General features: G+C 47.4%; 8 protein-coding genes and 1 pseudogene. 8 read left to right on the top strand and 1 reads right to left on the bottom strand.

Going from position 1 to position 15,536, the window contains the following annotated elements:
* The first annotated feature begins 351 nt into the window (after positions 1–351).
* The 6 genes from L0659_RS22900 to L0659_RS22875 all read left to right on the top strand — a co-directional run bounded on the left by L0659_RS22900 (position 352) and on the right by L0659_RS22875 (position 10,522).
* Positions 352–1,914 (top strand): glycoside hydrolase, encoded by a 1,563-nt coding sequence (locus L0659_RS22900; RefSeq protein ID WP_235128898.1) that lies wholly within the window; start codon positions 352–354, stop codon positions 1,912–1,914.
* Positions 1,915–2,112: 198 nt separating this feature from the next.
* Positions 2,113–3,321 carry an inositol-3-phosphate synthase gene (locus L0659_RS22895; protein WP_235128897.1) on the top strand — a complete coding sequence of 403 codons (1,209 nt, stop codon included), beginning with the start codon at positions 2,113–2,115 and terminating at the stop codon, positions 3,319–3,321.
* A gap of 190 nt (positions 3,322–3,511) precedes the next feature.
* Complete coding sequence (locus L0659_RS22890; RefSeq protein ID WP_235128896.1) at positions 3,512–4,093, top strand: RNA polymerase sigma-70 factor; 582 nt, start codon at positions 3,512–3,514, stop codon at positions 4,091–4,093.
* Positions 4,094–4,199: 106 nt separating this feature from the next.
* Positions 4,200–5,186, top strand: coding sequence for a FecR family protein (locus L0659_RS22885; RefSeq protein WP_235128895.1), 987 nt, complete (start codon positions 4,200–4,202; stop codon positions 5,184–5,186).
* A 47-nt stretch (positions 5,187–5,233) separates the two neighbouring features.
* Complete coding sequence (locus L0659_RS22880; protein WP_235128894.1) at positions 5,234–8,716, top strand: TonB-dependent receptor; 3,483 nt, start codon at positions 5,234–5,236, stop codon at positions 8,714–8,716.
* A gap of 21 nt (positions 8,717–8,737) precedes the next feature.
* Positions 8,738–10,522 (top strand): RagB/SusD family nutrient uptake outer membrane protein, encoded by a 1,785-nt coding sequence (locus L0659_RS22875; RefSeq protein ID WP_235128893.1) that lies wholly within the window; start codon positions 8,738–8,740, stop codon positions 10,520–10,522.
* A 627-nt stretch (positions 10,523–11,149) separates the two neighbouring features.
* Here the strand turns inward: L0659_RS22875 and L0659_RS22870 are convergent.
* The gene (locus L0659_RS22870; protein WP_235128892.1) at positions 11,150–11,389 is read right to left on the bottom strand and encodes a hypothetical protein; all 240 of its coding nucleotides are present in this window, start codon (positions 11,387–11,389) and stop codon (positions 11,150–11,152) included.
* On the opposite strand from L0659_RS22870, the pseudogene L0659_RS22865 reads away from it, so the two are divergent.
* Positions 11,376–11,497 (top strand): annotated as a pseudogene (locus L0659_RS22865) (fructose-bisphosphatase class I); the annotation flags it as partial. The gene L0659_RS22870 and the pseudogene L0659_RS22865 sit on opposite strands and share 14 nt — an antisense overlap.
* A 141-nt stretch (positions 11,498–11,638) precedes the next feature.
* The gene (locus L0659_RS22860) at positions 11,639–15,520 is read left to right on the top strand and encodes a hybrid sensor histidine kinase/response regulator (protein WP_235128891.1); all 3,882 of its coding nucleotides are present in this window, start codon (positions 11,639–11,641) and stop codon (positions 15,518–15,520) included.
* Positions 15,521–15,536 lie beyond the last annotated feature (16 nt).

The following is a 15,536-nucleotide window of genomic DNA, read 5'->3' as shown; positions in this document are numbered from 1 at the left end:
TTAGCCCTTCGGCTACGCTCAGGGTGACAGAGCATTGTGCTAGCCGGTGACGTCGTGCTCGCCCTTCGGCCGCCCGGCGGCCCGGTACGCTCAGGGTGACAGAGCATTGTGCTAGCCGTTGACGTCGTGCTTGCCCTTCGGCTACGCTCAGGGTGACAGAGCATTATGCAGGTCAGTAACGTTATCGCTTGCGGGGTGGCCAACGGGCTACGCCCATAACGGCTGACTAGCACAACGCCCTGTCACCCTGAGCGTACCGGGCCGCCGGGCGGCCGAAGGGCAAGCACAACGCTACCGACCACCAAAACGCCCAGCCGGAACCATTAACCAACCCAAAAACCCAACAAAACCTTGAACCCAACAAAAAAACTCCTACCCGCATTCCTCCTGACCTTAACGCTAACATCCTGCTCGTCAGCAACGCCGGGCACTGCTATTGGCCCTGGCGGTAGAGCGGATCCTATTACTATTACCGTTAACCCAGCTAAAACCTTTCAAACTATTGACCATTTCGGAGCTTCCGATGCTTGGTCGTGCCAGTTTGTGGGGAATTGGCCGGATGCTAAGCGCAACGGGATCGCCGACTTGCTGTTTAGCAGCGATACGCTGGGGAATGGTAAGCCCAAAGGCATCGGATTGTCATTATGGCGGTTCAACATTGGGGCAGGGACGGCTGAGCAAGGAGATGCCAGCGGGATTAAGGACGAATGGAGGCGCGCCGAATCGTTTCTGAATGATGACGGCACTTATAACTGGAACAAACAGGCCGGGCAGATCTGGTTTTTGAAAGCGGCAAAAGAGCGTGGCGTGAATGAATTTCTCGCGTTTCCAAACAGTCCGCCAGTGCAGATCACCGTAAATAAGAAGGGTTATGCCAATGCTGGAAAGCCCAATTTGAACGCCGAAAATTTCAATAAATATGGCGATTTTATGGCCAATGTTGTCAGTGGTGTTCGCGAAAAGACCGGGATTACTTTTAACCACATTAGTCCGGTGAATGAGCCACAGTGGGATTGGAGCGATGGCGGGCAGGAAGGAACTCCATTCTTTAACAACGAGATTGCCGGTATCGCCAAATCCCTGAGCGCGTCATTGATAAAAAGTAAGCTGCCTACCAAAATTGACATTGCAGAAGCAGGACAGATCAATTATCTCTATTCCGAGTTCAACAAACCGGGCAGAGGGAACCAGATCCGCGCGTTCTTTGATAAATCGTCACCGGATTACATCGGTAACCTGCCTAATCTGACCCAAACGATTTCCGGTCACAGCTATTTTACGACCTCTCCTTACAACAAGGCTGCTTCAAAAAGACAGGAAATTGCCAAAGCATTGCAGGCCACGCCTGGACTGAAATACTGGATGTCTGAATATTGTATCTTGGGCGACAACGAAGGCGAGATCCAGGGCTCGGGCCGTGACCTGGGGATTAATGCGGGCATTTACATCGCGAAAGTGATCCATAATGACTTGGTAAATGCCAGCGCCTCGGCATGGCACTGGTGGATTGCCATTTCTCCATACAACTACAAAGACGGCCTGGTTTACATTGATAAAAACAAAACCGACGGCAGCTACCAATCATCCAAAATGCTGTGGGCACTGGGAAATTTCAGCCGCTTTGTTCGGCCAGGCGCAATTCGGACGGAAGTTTCAGTATCGGCTGCCGGAGAGGGTTTATTGATTTCCTCGTATAAAAATGCGGACAACCAACTCGTGACTATCATCATAAATGATCAGTCCAAAGCGGCAGATGTTACTTTGAATTTGCAGGGCTCCAAGCTTTCTCATGTTAAAATCTACAAAACTTCTGCCACGGCTGATCTTGAACCCGTAATGGGTGCAGCAGCTGGCAGCGTGATTTCCATCGAGGCCAAAAGCGTTACCACCGTTATTGGAAAGCTCGGTCAGTAATTGCTTTCCAGCATGTTTGACAATATTGTTATAATGCAAACCAATTTCAAAAATTGCAAACGTTTGCATTAATTTGTTTTAAAAGTTCAGAATGCCAGAAAAAATGGCTTTATTTGTATTTGAACGCCTATTTCTTCATAATAAAATTGAGAAATATTGAGGCAGTTTAATTATTCAGAAATTAGACAAAAAATACAAATGTCGAATAGATCCGAACGAATCAAAGTTGCCATTGTCGGCGTAGGAAATTGTGCCAGTTCATTGGTGCAGGGAGTTGAATATTATACATCCTTCTCCGAACAGAAATCGGGGTTAATGGCGGATGATATTGGCGGTTATAAAGCCGCAGATATTGAATTTGTCTGTGCATTTGACGTCGATGAACGAAAGGTCGGCTTGCCGTTGAAAGAGGCCATTTTTGCAAAGCCAAATTGCACCATTATCCTCAACAATGACATTAAATCCAAAGCGCCGGTGTATCCGTCGCCCGTGATGGATGGCGTGTCACCGCAAATGCTGGCGTACCCGGCTGAAAACCGATTTGTGATTAAAAGTGAATTGGCAGAAACGGACCTGCTGGCGCAAAGCGAACATTATAACAAGGATCTGGTGGCATCATTGCGCAGCGAGATCGTGGCGCAGCTCAGAAAGCATGAAGCCGAAGTTTTGATCAATTACTTGCCCGTTGGCTCGCAGCTGGCCACTGAGTTTTACGCAGAGATTTGTCTTGAACTGGGGATTTCGCTTGTAAACTGCATCCCTGTTTTCATCGCGTCTGACCCGCAGTGGGAGCAGCGGTTTGTGGATGCAGGCATTCCCATCATCGGCGACGATATGCGGAGCCAGTTTGGCGCCAGCATTGTATCCCAAATGTTGCAGGAACTCGCCTTCGAGCGTGGACATCATGTAAAAGCACACATCCAGCGCAACGTAGGCGGCAACACCGACTTCCTCAATATGGAAGACAAAGCGCGTCTGAAATCCAAGAAAATCTCCAAGGAAAATGTCATTCGTGCGCAAAACGACATCCGCGGAATTTCCACGCAGGACAGCTTCCTGCACGCCGGGCCATCGGAGTACATTGCTTATTATGGTGATAATAAAGTGGCCAATTTCCGGCTTGAACTAGAAGGATTCATGGGTTCGCCGGTGATTCTGGATGCGCAGCTTTCGGTTCAGGACTCGCCAAATTCAGCAGGCGTGGTGATCGATGCCATTCGTTATGTGTATGTTGCCCGCGAAATGGGTCTTGTGGGTGCATTAAGAGGACCTTCCGCTTCCACGCAAAAAACACCACCCGAGCAAATGATGTTCAGCGACGCCATTTATGAATGCCATGCATTAGCCAGACGTGAACTAACCGCTTCAACAAGAAAACAGCTGGCGAAATCAGCCGCTACAGTCTAATTTTCAATCCATTCAACATTAAGATCCCGGCGCAGCGCTTACTGGCCGGGATTTTGTTCTAATTCCTGGAAATTTTAGGATTTTGGCATAGAACTAATTTTTACCTTTTTTAACATTATATAAGATGCGGCGCATGCTTTTGCGGTAACAATGCCGGATAACCTTCACATTTAAAATCCTGAGAAAAGCGGTGACACACCTGTACAGCACTTATTCCGAAGAAACATTGATGAAACTGATTTGTCAATGCGACGAAGAACTGGCGTTTCGCGAGCTTTACAGGCGTCATGCACGGCTTTTGGTCCATATTGCTATCAAGAAGACGGGGCTAAAATCCATCGCAGAAGACCTGGTTCAGGAAACATTTGTGAAATTCTGGCTCGGCAGGAACAAATTCGACATCCAGAAAAACATTCAGGCGTATTTGAATGGGATGTTGAAAAACAACATTATCAACTATTTTCACCAGGAGCAGAAAAAACGGACCACTTCATTGCTTGACGAGGAGGAGGTGCTTGATAATGACACCAGTGAATATCTGGAATTCAATAATCTTCATGAATTTTACGAGCAATCGCTGCTCAAACTTCCGCAGAAATGCCGCGAAGTATTTATCCTCAGCCGGAAAGGTTACTCCCTTAAAGAAATCGCTGCTACGATGGAAATTTCCGAAAAAACCGTAGAAGCCCATATCAGCAAAGCATTGAAAATCCTCCGCGTTGAAATGAAAGATTACATCGCTTTTGCCGTGCTTTTTCTCCCAGTAATTTGACTTATCCTATTTTTTAAAAAAAAATTTACATTCCGACTAAGGGTTGCTCAGGCATTTCATAGACTGTACTATTGAAACCTGTTAATAAGTGTAAAACTTACACCTAATGAAGCACCCCAAACCTTCATCCGAAATTTTACAAAAATACCTGACCGGCAATTGCAGTGATGCGGAAAGTCGGGAAGTGAATGATTGGTATCAAAGTCTGGACGCGGAACACTCCGAACTCTGGACCGGAGCGGAGGAGGAAAATCTGTATAACCGCATTCAGGTGCGGATTGCGGAAGAAGACAGGGCACATTTGCGGCCAGCGCCGGTTGCAATATTCCGGACATATGCGTTCCGGGTCGCGGCAATGTTGTGTGTGGGCCTGGGCGTTGCTTATTATTTCTATTTCAAACCAAATAAAACCGTCTCCGAAACATCTGCGCCACTTTCCGAATGGGTAAGTTTCAGGAATCAGGAAAAGAAAGTAAACCCCTACACGCTGCCCGACAGCACCACGGTTTGGCTTAGCCCGGGGGCAACATTGTCCTACGCCAGATCTTTTAAGCAGCGGCAGGTGCGTTTTTCGGGAGAAGGATTTTTTGACGTTACTCCCGACAAGCTGCATCCTTTCGAGATATTTTCAGGTGATATGAAAACCCGTGTATTGGGAACGAGCTTTAATGTCCGTGCCAATGCAGGTGAAGCGACTTGCCAGGTTACGGTCGTAACGGGCGTGGTGGAAGTGGAATCGTTGAAGGAGAAAAAACCCGTGATCCTCCGACCCGCACAGCAAGTGGTTTTTGCCAAAAACAGCAATGCATTAACTGTAAAAACATTGCCTGAAAATCAGGAAACGAAGGAAATCTGGCAGAGCGTCTCCCTGGTTTTTGACGAAGCGCCGATGGAAGAAGTGGCGGAACGGTTGGGAAAGTTATTTAAAGTCAATATTGAATTTAAAGATCCGCATATTAAAAAGTGCCGGTTAAAAGTGGATTTCAACAACCAGCGACTGCCCGAGATCCTGGATATGATCGATGCTTTGCTGGGAACAACTTATCAGATTGAGGGAGATAAAATTACGTTTGGCGGCGAAGGCTGCGATTGAACAGCAGGATAGTTATTGCTCACATTTAACCAATTCAATGTAAACTTATGAAAAAACCTTTTCATCCACGGCATGGATTGCTACCCAAAATCATGCGACTAACGATCTACCAATTATTATGCATTGGCCTGTGCTCGGCAATGGCCTTTGCGCACACCTCGCCTGCCCAGGAACTCCTCAACAAAGGCGTGACGCTGGAACTGAAGCATGTAACTTTGAATGAGGCATTGATCAAAATCGAGAATGAAACGAAGGTGGAATTCGCCTATTCCAGCAACCTGGTAAGCTTACAGCATATCGTGAGCATTGATGCCCGTAAGGAAAAGCTGGATGCTGTTCTGGACCGGCTGCTGACGCCCTTATCCATTGCTTACCGCGTCAAAAACAACCAGATCGTTTTATCCAGATCAGTCAAAAAGACCACATTGCTACAAACCACGGAAGAGCTGGATGTAGTGCCGCTGATGGCAGACATTACGGTGCGGGGAACGGTCAAAACGCCCGGAACCAATGAGCCTTTGCCGGGTGTAAGTATTATTCTAAAAGGGACCCAGAGGGGAACAACAACCGATGTTTCGGGTAATTTTCAACTGGATGTTCCGGATGGCGACGCGGTGCTGATCTTTTCCTTTGTGGGCTATCTGTCTCAGGAAGTGAAAGTTGGCAATGCTACGGATCTTAAAGTGGATCTTATATTGGATACCAAAGCGCTTGACGAAGTGGTGGTTGTAGGTTATGGAACGCAGAAGAAATCGACATTGACCGGCTCCATCGCATCGGTAAAAGGAAGTGAAATTGCCGAAAATCCGGTCCCTAACATTTCAAATTCCATCGCAGGACGAGTGGCCGGCGTGAGCATGCGCCCGAACGGCGGACAGCCCGGAAACGACTCGCCGCAAATTTACATCCGCGGGATCGGGACAACCGGGAATAACCGCCCGTTAATTGTCGTTGACGGCATTATCCGCGACAATGTAAGCCAGATCGACCCGGGTTCTATTGAAACGGTAACCGTCCTGAAAGATGCTGCGGCGGTGGCACCCTACGGCCTCGGCGGCGCGAACGGCGTTTTGCTCATTACCACCAAAAAAGGTGCAACTGGCGCTCCAACATTGACACTAAACAGTTATTACGGAACGCAAACGCCCACATATTATCCAAAGCTGCTGAGCGCCCAGGATTATATGCGGTTGAAAAACGAGGCATATCTGAACGAGAACCCAACCGGAACGCAGCTTCCTTTTGCAACAGACCTGGTTGAAAACTACATCAATCTGAACCGGGAAGATCCGGACAAATATCCGATCAGCAACACTAAGGAGCTCGTGAATATGAATGCGCCGATGCAGAATTATTCTTTACAGCTCAGCGGCGGATCAGACCGGATCAAGTATCAGACCGGTCTTGGCTTCCTGAAACAGAACGGAATGTTCGACCCCGTGAAATATTCCCGTTACAGTTACAACATCAACATTACCGCCGAAGCCACCAAAACCACGACGGTTTCACTTTCCTTGATCGGCGCCGTGGAGCGCGTTTCTTCTGTTGACACGGCTGTTTCGGCTTCGAACCTTTTCCGGAATGGTTTCAAGTACATTCCTACACGTAGCCTTTATTACAGCAATGGTTTGTGGGGAGAATTTGCGGGAAACTCACCGGTGGGCATTTTGAATGCGGGTTATACCAAAAATAATAACTCGACATTGCTGACAACAATCGCCATTGAGCAAAAGCTGCCGTTCATCAAAGGGCTTAGCGTAAAAGGAACATTCAGCTACGATCCGATGACGCGGACCAAGAAAGGATATCACAAACCTTTTTACTATTATACCCAGGATCTGAATACGACGCCTTACACTTATAAAAGGGAGATTTCAACTTCCGAAGGCGGTGCGGCGGCATTCTCATGGTTAGCCCAGCAGTTTATTAAAACACAAACGTTTACATATCAGGGTTATCTCAATTATCACAACACGTTCGGCAAGCACGACTTCACTGGATTGCTCGTTGCCGAAGCCAGGAACAGCACTTATGAACTGTTCTCGGCACGACGCAACAACTTCGCCGTGGATGTGGATGAGCTGAATATGGGCAGTTCAAACAAGAACGATTTCGACAATGGCGGCACATCATCGACCGGCAGTCAGATCGGTTATGTGTATCGGGTGGGCTATGCTTATGCAGGCAAATATTTACTCGAAGCATCCGGCCGTTATGACGGACATTATTATTTCGCGCCGGGAAAAAGATGGGGTTACTTCCCGGCATTTTCAGCGGGTTGGGTGGTTTCGGAAGAAGATTTTCTCAAAAATTCCGTGAGCTGGGTGGATAATCTGAAATTGCGCGGATCGTGGGGGAAATCGGGTAACCTGGCCGGAACAGCTTTTCAATATCTGACGGGCTACAACCTGAATGGCAATGCATATGCGTTCGGAACCGGTTCCATGGTGCAGGGCGCGATTGTTCCCAATGAAGCCAACCAGAACATTACCTGGGAAATTTCCACGAAAACCGACATTGGAATCGAAGCCGCATTCTGGCGCGGAATGCTGACATTGGAAGCAGACTATTTCCATGAAAAACGCACGGGAATGTTGCTTCCGCCAGCGGTAAGCGTGCCCGTAGAATATGGGCTGGCACTCGCGGACGAGAATGGCGGGATTATGGAAAACAATGGTTTTGAAGTAAGCGCAGGCACAAATCACCGTCTTTCAAACGGGCTGCGCCTGGGCCTGAATGCCAATGTAAGCTTTGCCAAAAACAAAATGATCAAGGTTTATGAAACGGCTGCCACGCGCAACAATCCAAACCGCAGCCGCACTGGCCGCCCGCTCGGAACACAGTTTGGCTACAAAACAATGGGCATTTTCAGCACGGAAGACGACACCAATGACGACGGTCTGATCAATGCTGCCGACGGCTATAACATTACGCAGTTCGGAACTTTGCGCCCTGGCGACATTCGCTATGCAGATATCAGCGGACCAAACGGCACGCCCGACGGAAAAATCGATTCGAACGATGAAACGGTGATTGGTAATCCGGTTTACCCATTCCTGACTTATGGATTGAATGCCACTGCCAGCTGGAAAGGTTTTGACGCAAACTTGTTCTTCCAGGGATCTTCCATGGCCGACCTCGATATCCGCCAGTTCCAGACCATTCCGTTTAATAACAACAACAGCAATTCCAGCTACGAATATTACGACAACCGCTGGACGCCCGAAACGCAGGACGCCCGTTACCCGCGCGCAAACCAGGCCCCTTATGCAAACAATACGCAACTGGCAGATTTCTGGATGCAGAACACAAACCATATCCGCCTGAAAACGGCTATTATCGGCTACACGCTTCCGGCCAATCTCACCAAATCCATCAAGATTCAGAATGTGCGGGTATATGCTTCGGGGCAGAACCTGTTCACGGCCAGCAAGATGAAGTTCATGGACCCGGAAGTAGGCGCAACAGATCGTGAGACGGCTTATCCGAATCAAAAAGTGTATGTATTCGGTTTAAATGTGACATTCTGATTTCAAAATATTGATAAAAACATGATGAAAAATATCAAACAAATCGTTTTTGCCGCAGCGCTTGGAATGTGCCTGACCACATCCTGTAAGGAGGATTTTCTGGACAATCAGATCAAAAGCAGGCTTACGGATGACATTCAATGGGCTTCCGAAGGCAATGCGGACCTATTTCTGAACGACATTTACAGCTCGCTTTCCAACAAGTGGAACTCCCCGGATAACCTGGACAATTTCACCGACGACAATGATGCGGGTTTTTACTGGAAATCATACAGCTGGCGCCAGGGGATCGTGGACCCGGCCGTGAACCAGGGAACGCCCATGGACCACGCCAATGCCAATGCAACCGATTATGCGTCCTGGGGAGCGGGTTTTACCAAAATCAGGAAGTGTAATTTGTTTATTGAAAAGATAAACGAGAATGCGGCCAATTTTTCGGAAGCTTATATCAAGAAGCGGACTGATGAAGTTCGGTTTTTGCGGGCCTATTATTACAGCGAAATGTTTCTGCACCTGGGTGGCCTGCCGATCATTACGGCCACGCTGGACCGCAATAAAATGAGTGAAGAAGAGCTTTACAATGAGCGGAGTACATTTGAAGAAACATTCAATTTCATTATCACGGAACTGGATCAGATCGTGACCAACAAATTGCTGCCTGCTAAATACAACGGCGGCGATGCCGATGCCGGCCGGGCCACATTAGGCGCTGCGCTTGCATTAAAAGGATGGCTTGAACTCTATGCTGCCAGTCCGGCATTCAATACGGCCACACCGCCCTCGGGTGCTGATCCTGATAAACTGATCGCCTTCGGCAATTTCGATGCAAAGCGCTGGGAGAAAGCGGCTGCGACCAACAAGAAGTTTATGGACACATTTGGCGGGCAGTATGCGCTGTTTTCGGACGTTTCTGCGCTTTGGTGGGAGAAAAATGAATACAATTCCGAGATCATCTGGGACCGGCAGATCGTGCCTGTGATCATGGGTTCCAATTATGAGCAGTATGGAGGGCCGGTTTGGATCGATGGCGTTTATTACACCTGGGGTAACTATTGTCCGACGCAGGAATTGGTAAACCAGTTTGCAATGGCGAATGGAAAACCGATCACGGATCCGGCTTCGGGTTATGATCCGCAAAAGCCCTATGTAAACCGGGAAAAACGCTTCTACGACTTCATTGTATATGACGGCGCACCTTACAAGCAGGATTGGATGGCAAAAGTTGACACCATTTATACACGGATTGATAAAGTAAGGCCTTCCAAAAATCAGATTGATTTCGGAACGGATGACGTGGGTAACACGGGTTATTATTTCAAAAAGAAAATCAATCCGTTGAAACCACGCGGAGGCGCGCAGAGTGGGCAAAACTTTGTTTACTATCGTTACGCCGAAGTGTTGCTGAACTATGCGGAAGCGCAAAACGAAGCCGCCGGCCCGGACGCCTCGGTATATGCCGCAATAAATGCGATCCGCAAGCGGTCCAACTTGCCGGATCTGGCTGCGGGGCTCACCAAGGAAACGATGCGCCAGGCCATCCGCCGCGAACGCCGTGTAGAATTGTGCTTTGAAACAAAACGGTTCTACGACATTATCCGCTGGGTAATTGCCGAGGACGTCATGAATAAGGATTTCCACGGCATGAAAATCACAAATTCATCGCCCAACGATAACAAAGGCAAATGGGTCTATGAAGTGGTAGGATTAAACCATCCGCACGTGTTTACAAAGAAAATGTACATGAACCCTATCCCGCAGCCCGTGATTGACCAGAATAAGAAAATCAAACAAAACCCTGGTTACTAGGTTATTATAACGCATTAATATCAGCCCGGCTTGCTTTCCAGCGAACCGGGCTTTTTTAAATGGCCCCGGGTTTCAACCCGGGGGATCAAAAGAAAAAAGAAAAAAGAAAAGCCCCATGAGGGGCAAAAAATATCCTGGCCCCTAAGATTCCCAGGTTGAAACCTGGGGCGACAAAATGGAACAAGCCTACGGCTTTGGTTGACAGTTAAATACAAAAGCCCATCGGGCTGAACAATAAAATGGCCCCGGGTTTCAACCCGGGGATCAAAAGAAAAAAGAAAAAAGAAAAGCCCCATCAGGGGCAAAAATATCCTGGCCCCTATGATCCCCGGGTTGAAACCTGGGGCGACAAAATGAAACAAGCCTACGGCTTTGGTTGCCAGTTCTAAATAAAAAAGCCCATCGGGCTGAACAATAAAATGGCCCCGGGTTTCAACCCGGGGGATCAAAAGAAAAAAGAATAAAGAAAAGCCCCATCAGGGGCAAAAAATATCCTGGCCCCTATGATCCCCAGGTTGAAACCTGGGGCGACAAAATGTAACAAGCCTACGGCTTTGATTGCCAGTCCTAAATAAAAAAGCCCATCGGGCTGAACAATAAAATGGCCCCGGGTTTCAACCCGGGGAATCAAAAGAAAAAAGAAAAAAGAAAAGCCCCATCCGGGGCAAAAAATATCCTGGCCCTTATGATCCCCAGGTTGAAACCTGAGGCGACAAAATGGAACAAGCCTACGGCTTTGATTGCCAATTCTAAAGAAAAAAGCCCATTGGGCTGAACAATAAAATGGCCCCGGGTTTCAACCCGGGGGATCAAAAAGAAAAAAGAAAAGCCCGGCTCGGCGAGTGCGCTCTGCACGGCGAGATACATCGGCTCGCTGGTTGCAGGCTTCTATTGGAACGTGCTCCGGGGTGGCGTTTACCTTTATCCATCCACCAAAAAACACCTGATGGCAAGCTCAGGCTGCTAGATGAATGCTATCCGCCTGCATGTCTATGATTAACAGGTCTTTCTGTGTTTTCATGCTTTGTATTTTTCTCTAAAAAATTCGGTAGATAGTTGTATTTTAGATGTATATTTCTACAAAAATCGCCAAATTAGTTTTACCCCCTCGGGATAATGAAGTTAAACCTTTACCGTTTTGCCTATATTTTTATAATGCAATTTGTTGCATTATCGGCCTTCTCCCAAAGCAAACCATTACACTTCCGACACATTTCCGCAGAAAACGGGCTTTTAAATAACAATGTCAACTGCGTCATTCAGGATAAAACAGGCTTTATCTGGATTGGAACGAACGGCGGTCTGCATCGTTATGACGGCCATGAATTCAAAATTTACAAAAATAAAGAGCGGGATAAAAACAGCATCAGCAATGATTTCATTACTTGTCTGGCCGAAGACAAATCCGGCAATATATGGATCGCGACCAGCGGCGGAGGCGTAAACGTTTTTGATAAGAATAAGGGTATTTTTTCAAAATATACATTTGCCGAAAATGATCCGAAAACCATTTCGGGGGATTACATTAATAAGATTGTTTTTGACAAAAATGATAAGCTTTGGATCGCTACTACGGGCGGTCTGGATGTGTTTGATCCTGTCAGCAGAACTTTGGTAAAACATTATAAATCCGACACAACCAATGTCCGGAGCCTGGCGGATAACAATGTCAATACAGTTTTTTGTGACGCTCAGAACAACATCTGGGCTGGAACAGGGCACGGGCTCAGCTTGCTGAACAGGGAATCGGGATCGTTTCGGAGATTTCTTTCAAATGGCAATGCAAACAGCGTGTCGGGCAATGACATTCGCTATGTTTTTCAGGATAGTAAAAACCGCATATGGGTAGGCACATACGGTGCCGGGATTAACCTTTACCAGCCCAATGACGGGACATTCCGACGTTTCAGAAATGATCCAAAAGATCCTGCATCGCTTTCTAACAACAACATTACCAGCATTAATGAAAATTTGGGCGAGATCTGGATCGGCACGGAAAATGGTGGATTGAACATTTTAAATACACAAAACTGGACGTTCAGTTCGTACGTGCACGATGAGGTGGACAGGAGCAGTGTGGGCGGAAATTCAGTGGATTGCATTTATAAAGACCGGCAGAACAACCTCTGGCTGGGCATTTACAGCGCAGGGCTGAGCATTTTTAAAAGCAACAACAGATTTGCCCATTACCAGCACAATTCTTCCAAAAACAGCCTTTCCAATGACTTTGTGCTTTGTTTTTATGAGGATAAAAATCGTGATATCTGGATCGGGACGGATGGTGGCGGACTGAATTTAATGAATCGGAACACACACCAGTTCAGTGCTTTTACAACTCAGAATTCGGGAATTTCCGGCGACTATATTCTGGCCGTAGTTCCGGATCAGCAAGGTAAATTCTGGATCGGGACCTGGGGCAGCGGGTTGAATATTTTTGATCCTGAAACCAAACACTTCACTGTTCTGAAACACCAGGAAAACGTTGCTAACAGTTTGTATTCCAATAATGTATATGCCATTGCGAAGACGCCCGACGACATGATCTGGCTCAGCACTTATGGAGAAGGTCTGGACGCTTATAACCCAAAAACCAAACTTTTCAAACATTACCTCAGCGACCTGGCCGACCCTAAAACGCTTTCAGACAACACAATCAATTGTTTTCTCACCGACCGCAAAGGGAATTTGTGGATCGGGACGGACGAAGGACAGCTGAACCGTTATAATAAAGCGTCCGACACATTCACGCGGTTTAAAGTAAGTGAGAGCGAGCGCGTTTTCAACAGCGAGATCAATTGCATGGTGGAGGATAAAAACGGAATGCTATGGCTTTCTACATTGCGCGGGCTCATCCGATTTGACCCGCAGACCGGCAGATTTAAAAAATACACGACCGAAAATGGCCTCGTGAGTGACGTTACGGAGGCGCTGGTTGAGGATGATATGGGCATGTTATGGATCAGCACGGTGAACGGGCTGTCGAGGTTTGATCCCAAGTCTGAGCAATTCCAGAATTACACGGTGGAATACGGGCTTCAAGCCAGGGAATTCAAGCAAAAATCGGCTTATAAGGATAAGGACGGCACATTGTATTTCGGCGGGGTGAATGGTTTTAATCAATTTAACCCAAAACAGATCAGCCGCCAAAGTGGATCTTACCCGATTGTGGTGACCAATTTCAAGGTGTTCAACCGGAACGAGGCGGCTGCTAAACCGGATGGATATGCATTTGTTTTACCCAAAGAAATTTCCGAGGCCAGGACGATCACATTGGCGTACGATCAGTCATTCATTTCACTGGATTATGCTGCGCTGGATTTCACTTCTGCCCAAAAAAGTTACGCTTATTTTTTGGAGGGGTTTGATCAGGACTGGAATTATGTCGGTGACGATAACACGGCCATTTATACCAATCTGCCCCCGGGACATTACAAGTTTAAAGTAAAAGCACAGAACATTTCCGGGGCGTGGGTTGCTGCGCAAAACAATTTGGAGATCATCGTTATGCCGCCATTTTGGGCAACCTGGTGGTTCAGGACGCTGGCTTTGATCCTTGCTGCCGGCACCATTTACGCGCTGTACCGTTACCGCGTCAACACCATTATCAGGCAAAAAGCCAACCTGGAAAACCTGGTGGAAGAGCGCACGGCCACCGTGCAGAAACAGGCTGAGGAGTTGCATGCGCAGTCGGATCATTTGCATGCTCTGAATGAGGAGTTGCAATCGCAGTCTGAGGAGCTGCGTGTGCAAACGGAGGAGTTGTATGAACAGCACGAGCAGGCGCATGTTGCCCGCGAAGAAGCGGAACGCGCAAATCAGGCAAAAAGCATTTTCCTGGCTACGATGAGCCACGAGATCAGGACGCCGATGAATGGTGTGATTGGTATGACCGCATTGCTTTCCGAAACAGAACTAACTGAGGAACAGCAGGATTATACCAGAACTATTGCAGCCTGCGGTGAAACATTGGTGAATGTGATCAACGACATCCTGGATTTTTCAAAAATAGAATCTGGTAAAATTGATCTTGAAGCCCGCGAATTTGAACTGCGGAAGACGATAGAAGAAATCATGGACCTGTTTGCATTACAGGCTGCTAAACAGCACATTAAACTGCTGTGCAACATTGAACCCGGCGTGCCGGACTTTCTGATCGGAGATAGTTCGCGATTGAAACAGATCCTGAGCAATCTGATCAACAACGCGCTTAAATTCACGCGCAGCGGGGAAGTTTACTTGAAAATTTATCCAAACAGACCGGCTGAATATGGTGAAATTGAAGTTGGCTTTACGGTCCGCGATACGGGAATCGGCATTAAGGAGGAGAATTTAAATAATCTGTTCAAACCCTTTTCTCAGGTGGATTCATCCGTTAACCGCATGTATGGCGGCACCGGGCTTGGACTGGTTATCTGCGAGCGGTTGATCCGGTTAATGAATGGTGCGATCCGCGTGGAAAGCGAACATGGAAAAGGATCGTCATTTCATTTTTACATTACCACGGGATTTACCGAAAAGAGTGCAACATTAGCGCATCAGCAAGACTTTTCATCCATATTACAACCCGAAAAACGAATGTTAGAAATGGATTTTTCAGCCGAATTTCCACTTAAAATATTGGTGGCCGAAGACAATGCTGTGAACAAGAAATTCATCGATTACGTCCTCCGAAAGCTGGGTTACGAGATTGATATGGCCGATAATGGGATGATTGCCATTGAGAAACTGGCTGCCAAGCCCTATGATGTGATCTTGATGGATCTCCAAATGCCGGTTATGGACGGTTTAGAAGCCACAAAAATGATCCGGAAAGACCATGGCACAGTGCCGTACATTGTTGCGTTGACTGCCAATGCCATGGCCGAGGACCGCATCAATTGCCTCAGCAACGGCATGGACGACTATATGGCAAAGCCTATGAAGCTCGATCTGATCAAAGAAGTGCTGAAAAGGGCCTATCAAAAAATCTATCAGCTGCCGATCAGTTCGGAGGTCTGACATTCGCAAGTTTTTA

The organism is Dyadobacter sp. CY347 (assembly GCF_021502655.1).
In the GTDB taxonomy this organism is placed as follows: domain Bacteria; phylum Bacteroidota; class Bacteroidia; order Cytophagales; family Spirosomataceae; genus Dyadobacter.
The sequence above is the reverse complement of the archived record's forward strand: the minus strand, read 5'-3'. Positions and strand labels throughout refer to the sequence as shown.

Bases quoted from the DNA above. Each gene is read 5' to 3' on its own strand.
- L0659_RS22880 (WP_235128894.1), top strand. From the start codon at position 5,234: ATGAAAAAACCTTTTCATCCACGGCATGGATTGCTACCCAAAATCATG.
- L0659_RS22870 (WP_235128892.1), bottom strand. From the start codon at position 11,389: ATGTATCTCGCCGTGCAGAGCGCACTCGCCGAGCCGGGCTTTTCTTTT.
- L0659_RS22885 (WP_235128895.1), top strand. From the start codon at position 4,200: ATGAAGCACCCCAAACCTTCATCCGAAATTTTACAAAAATACCTGACC.
- L0659_RS22860 (WP_235128891.1), top strand. From the start codon at position 11,639: ATGAAGTTAAACCTTTACCGTTTTGCCTATATTTTTATAATGCAATTT.
- L0659_RS22875 (WP_235128893.1), top strand. From the start codon at position 8,738: ATGATGAAAAATATCAAACAAATCGTTTTTGCCGCAGCGCTTGGAATG.
- L0659_RS22895 (WP_235128897.1), top strand. From the start codon at position 2,113: ATGTCGAATAGATCCGAACGAATCAAAGTTGCCATTGTCGGCGTAGGA.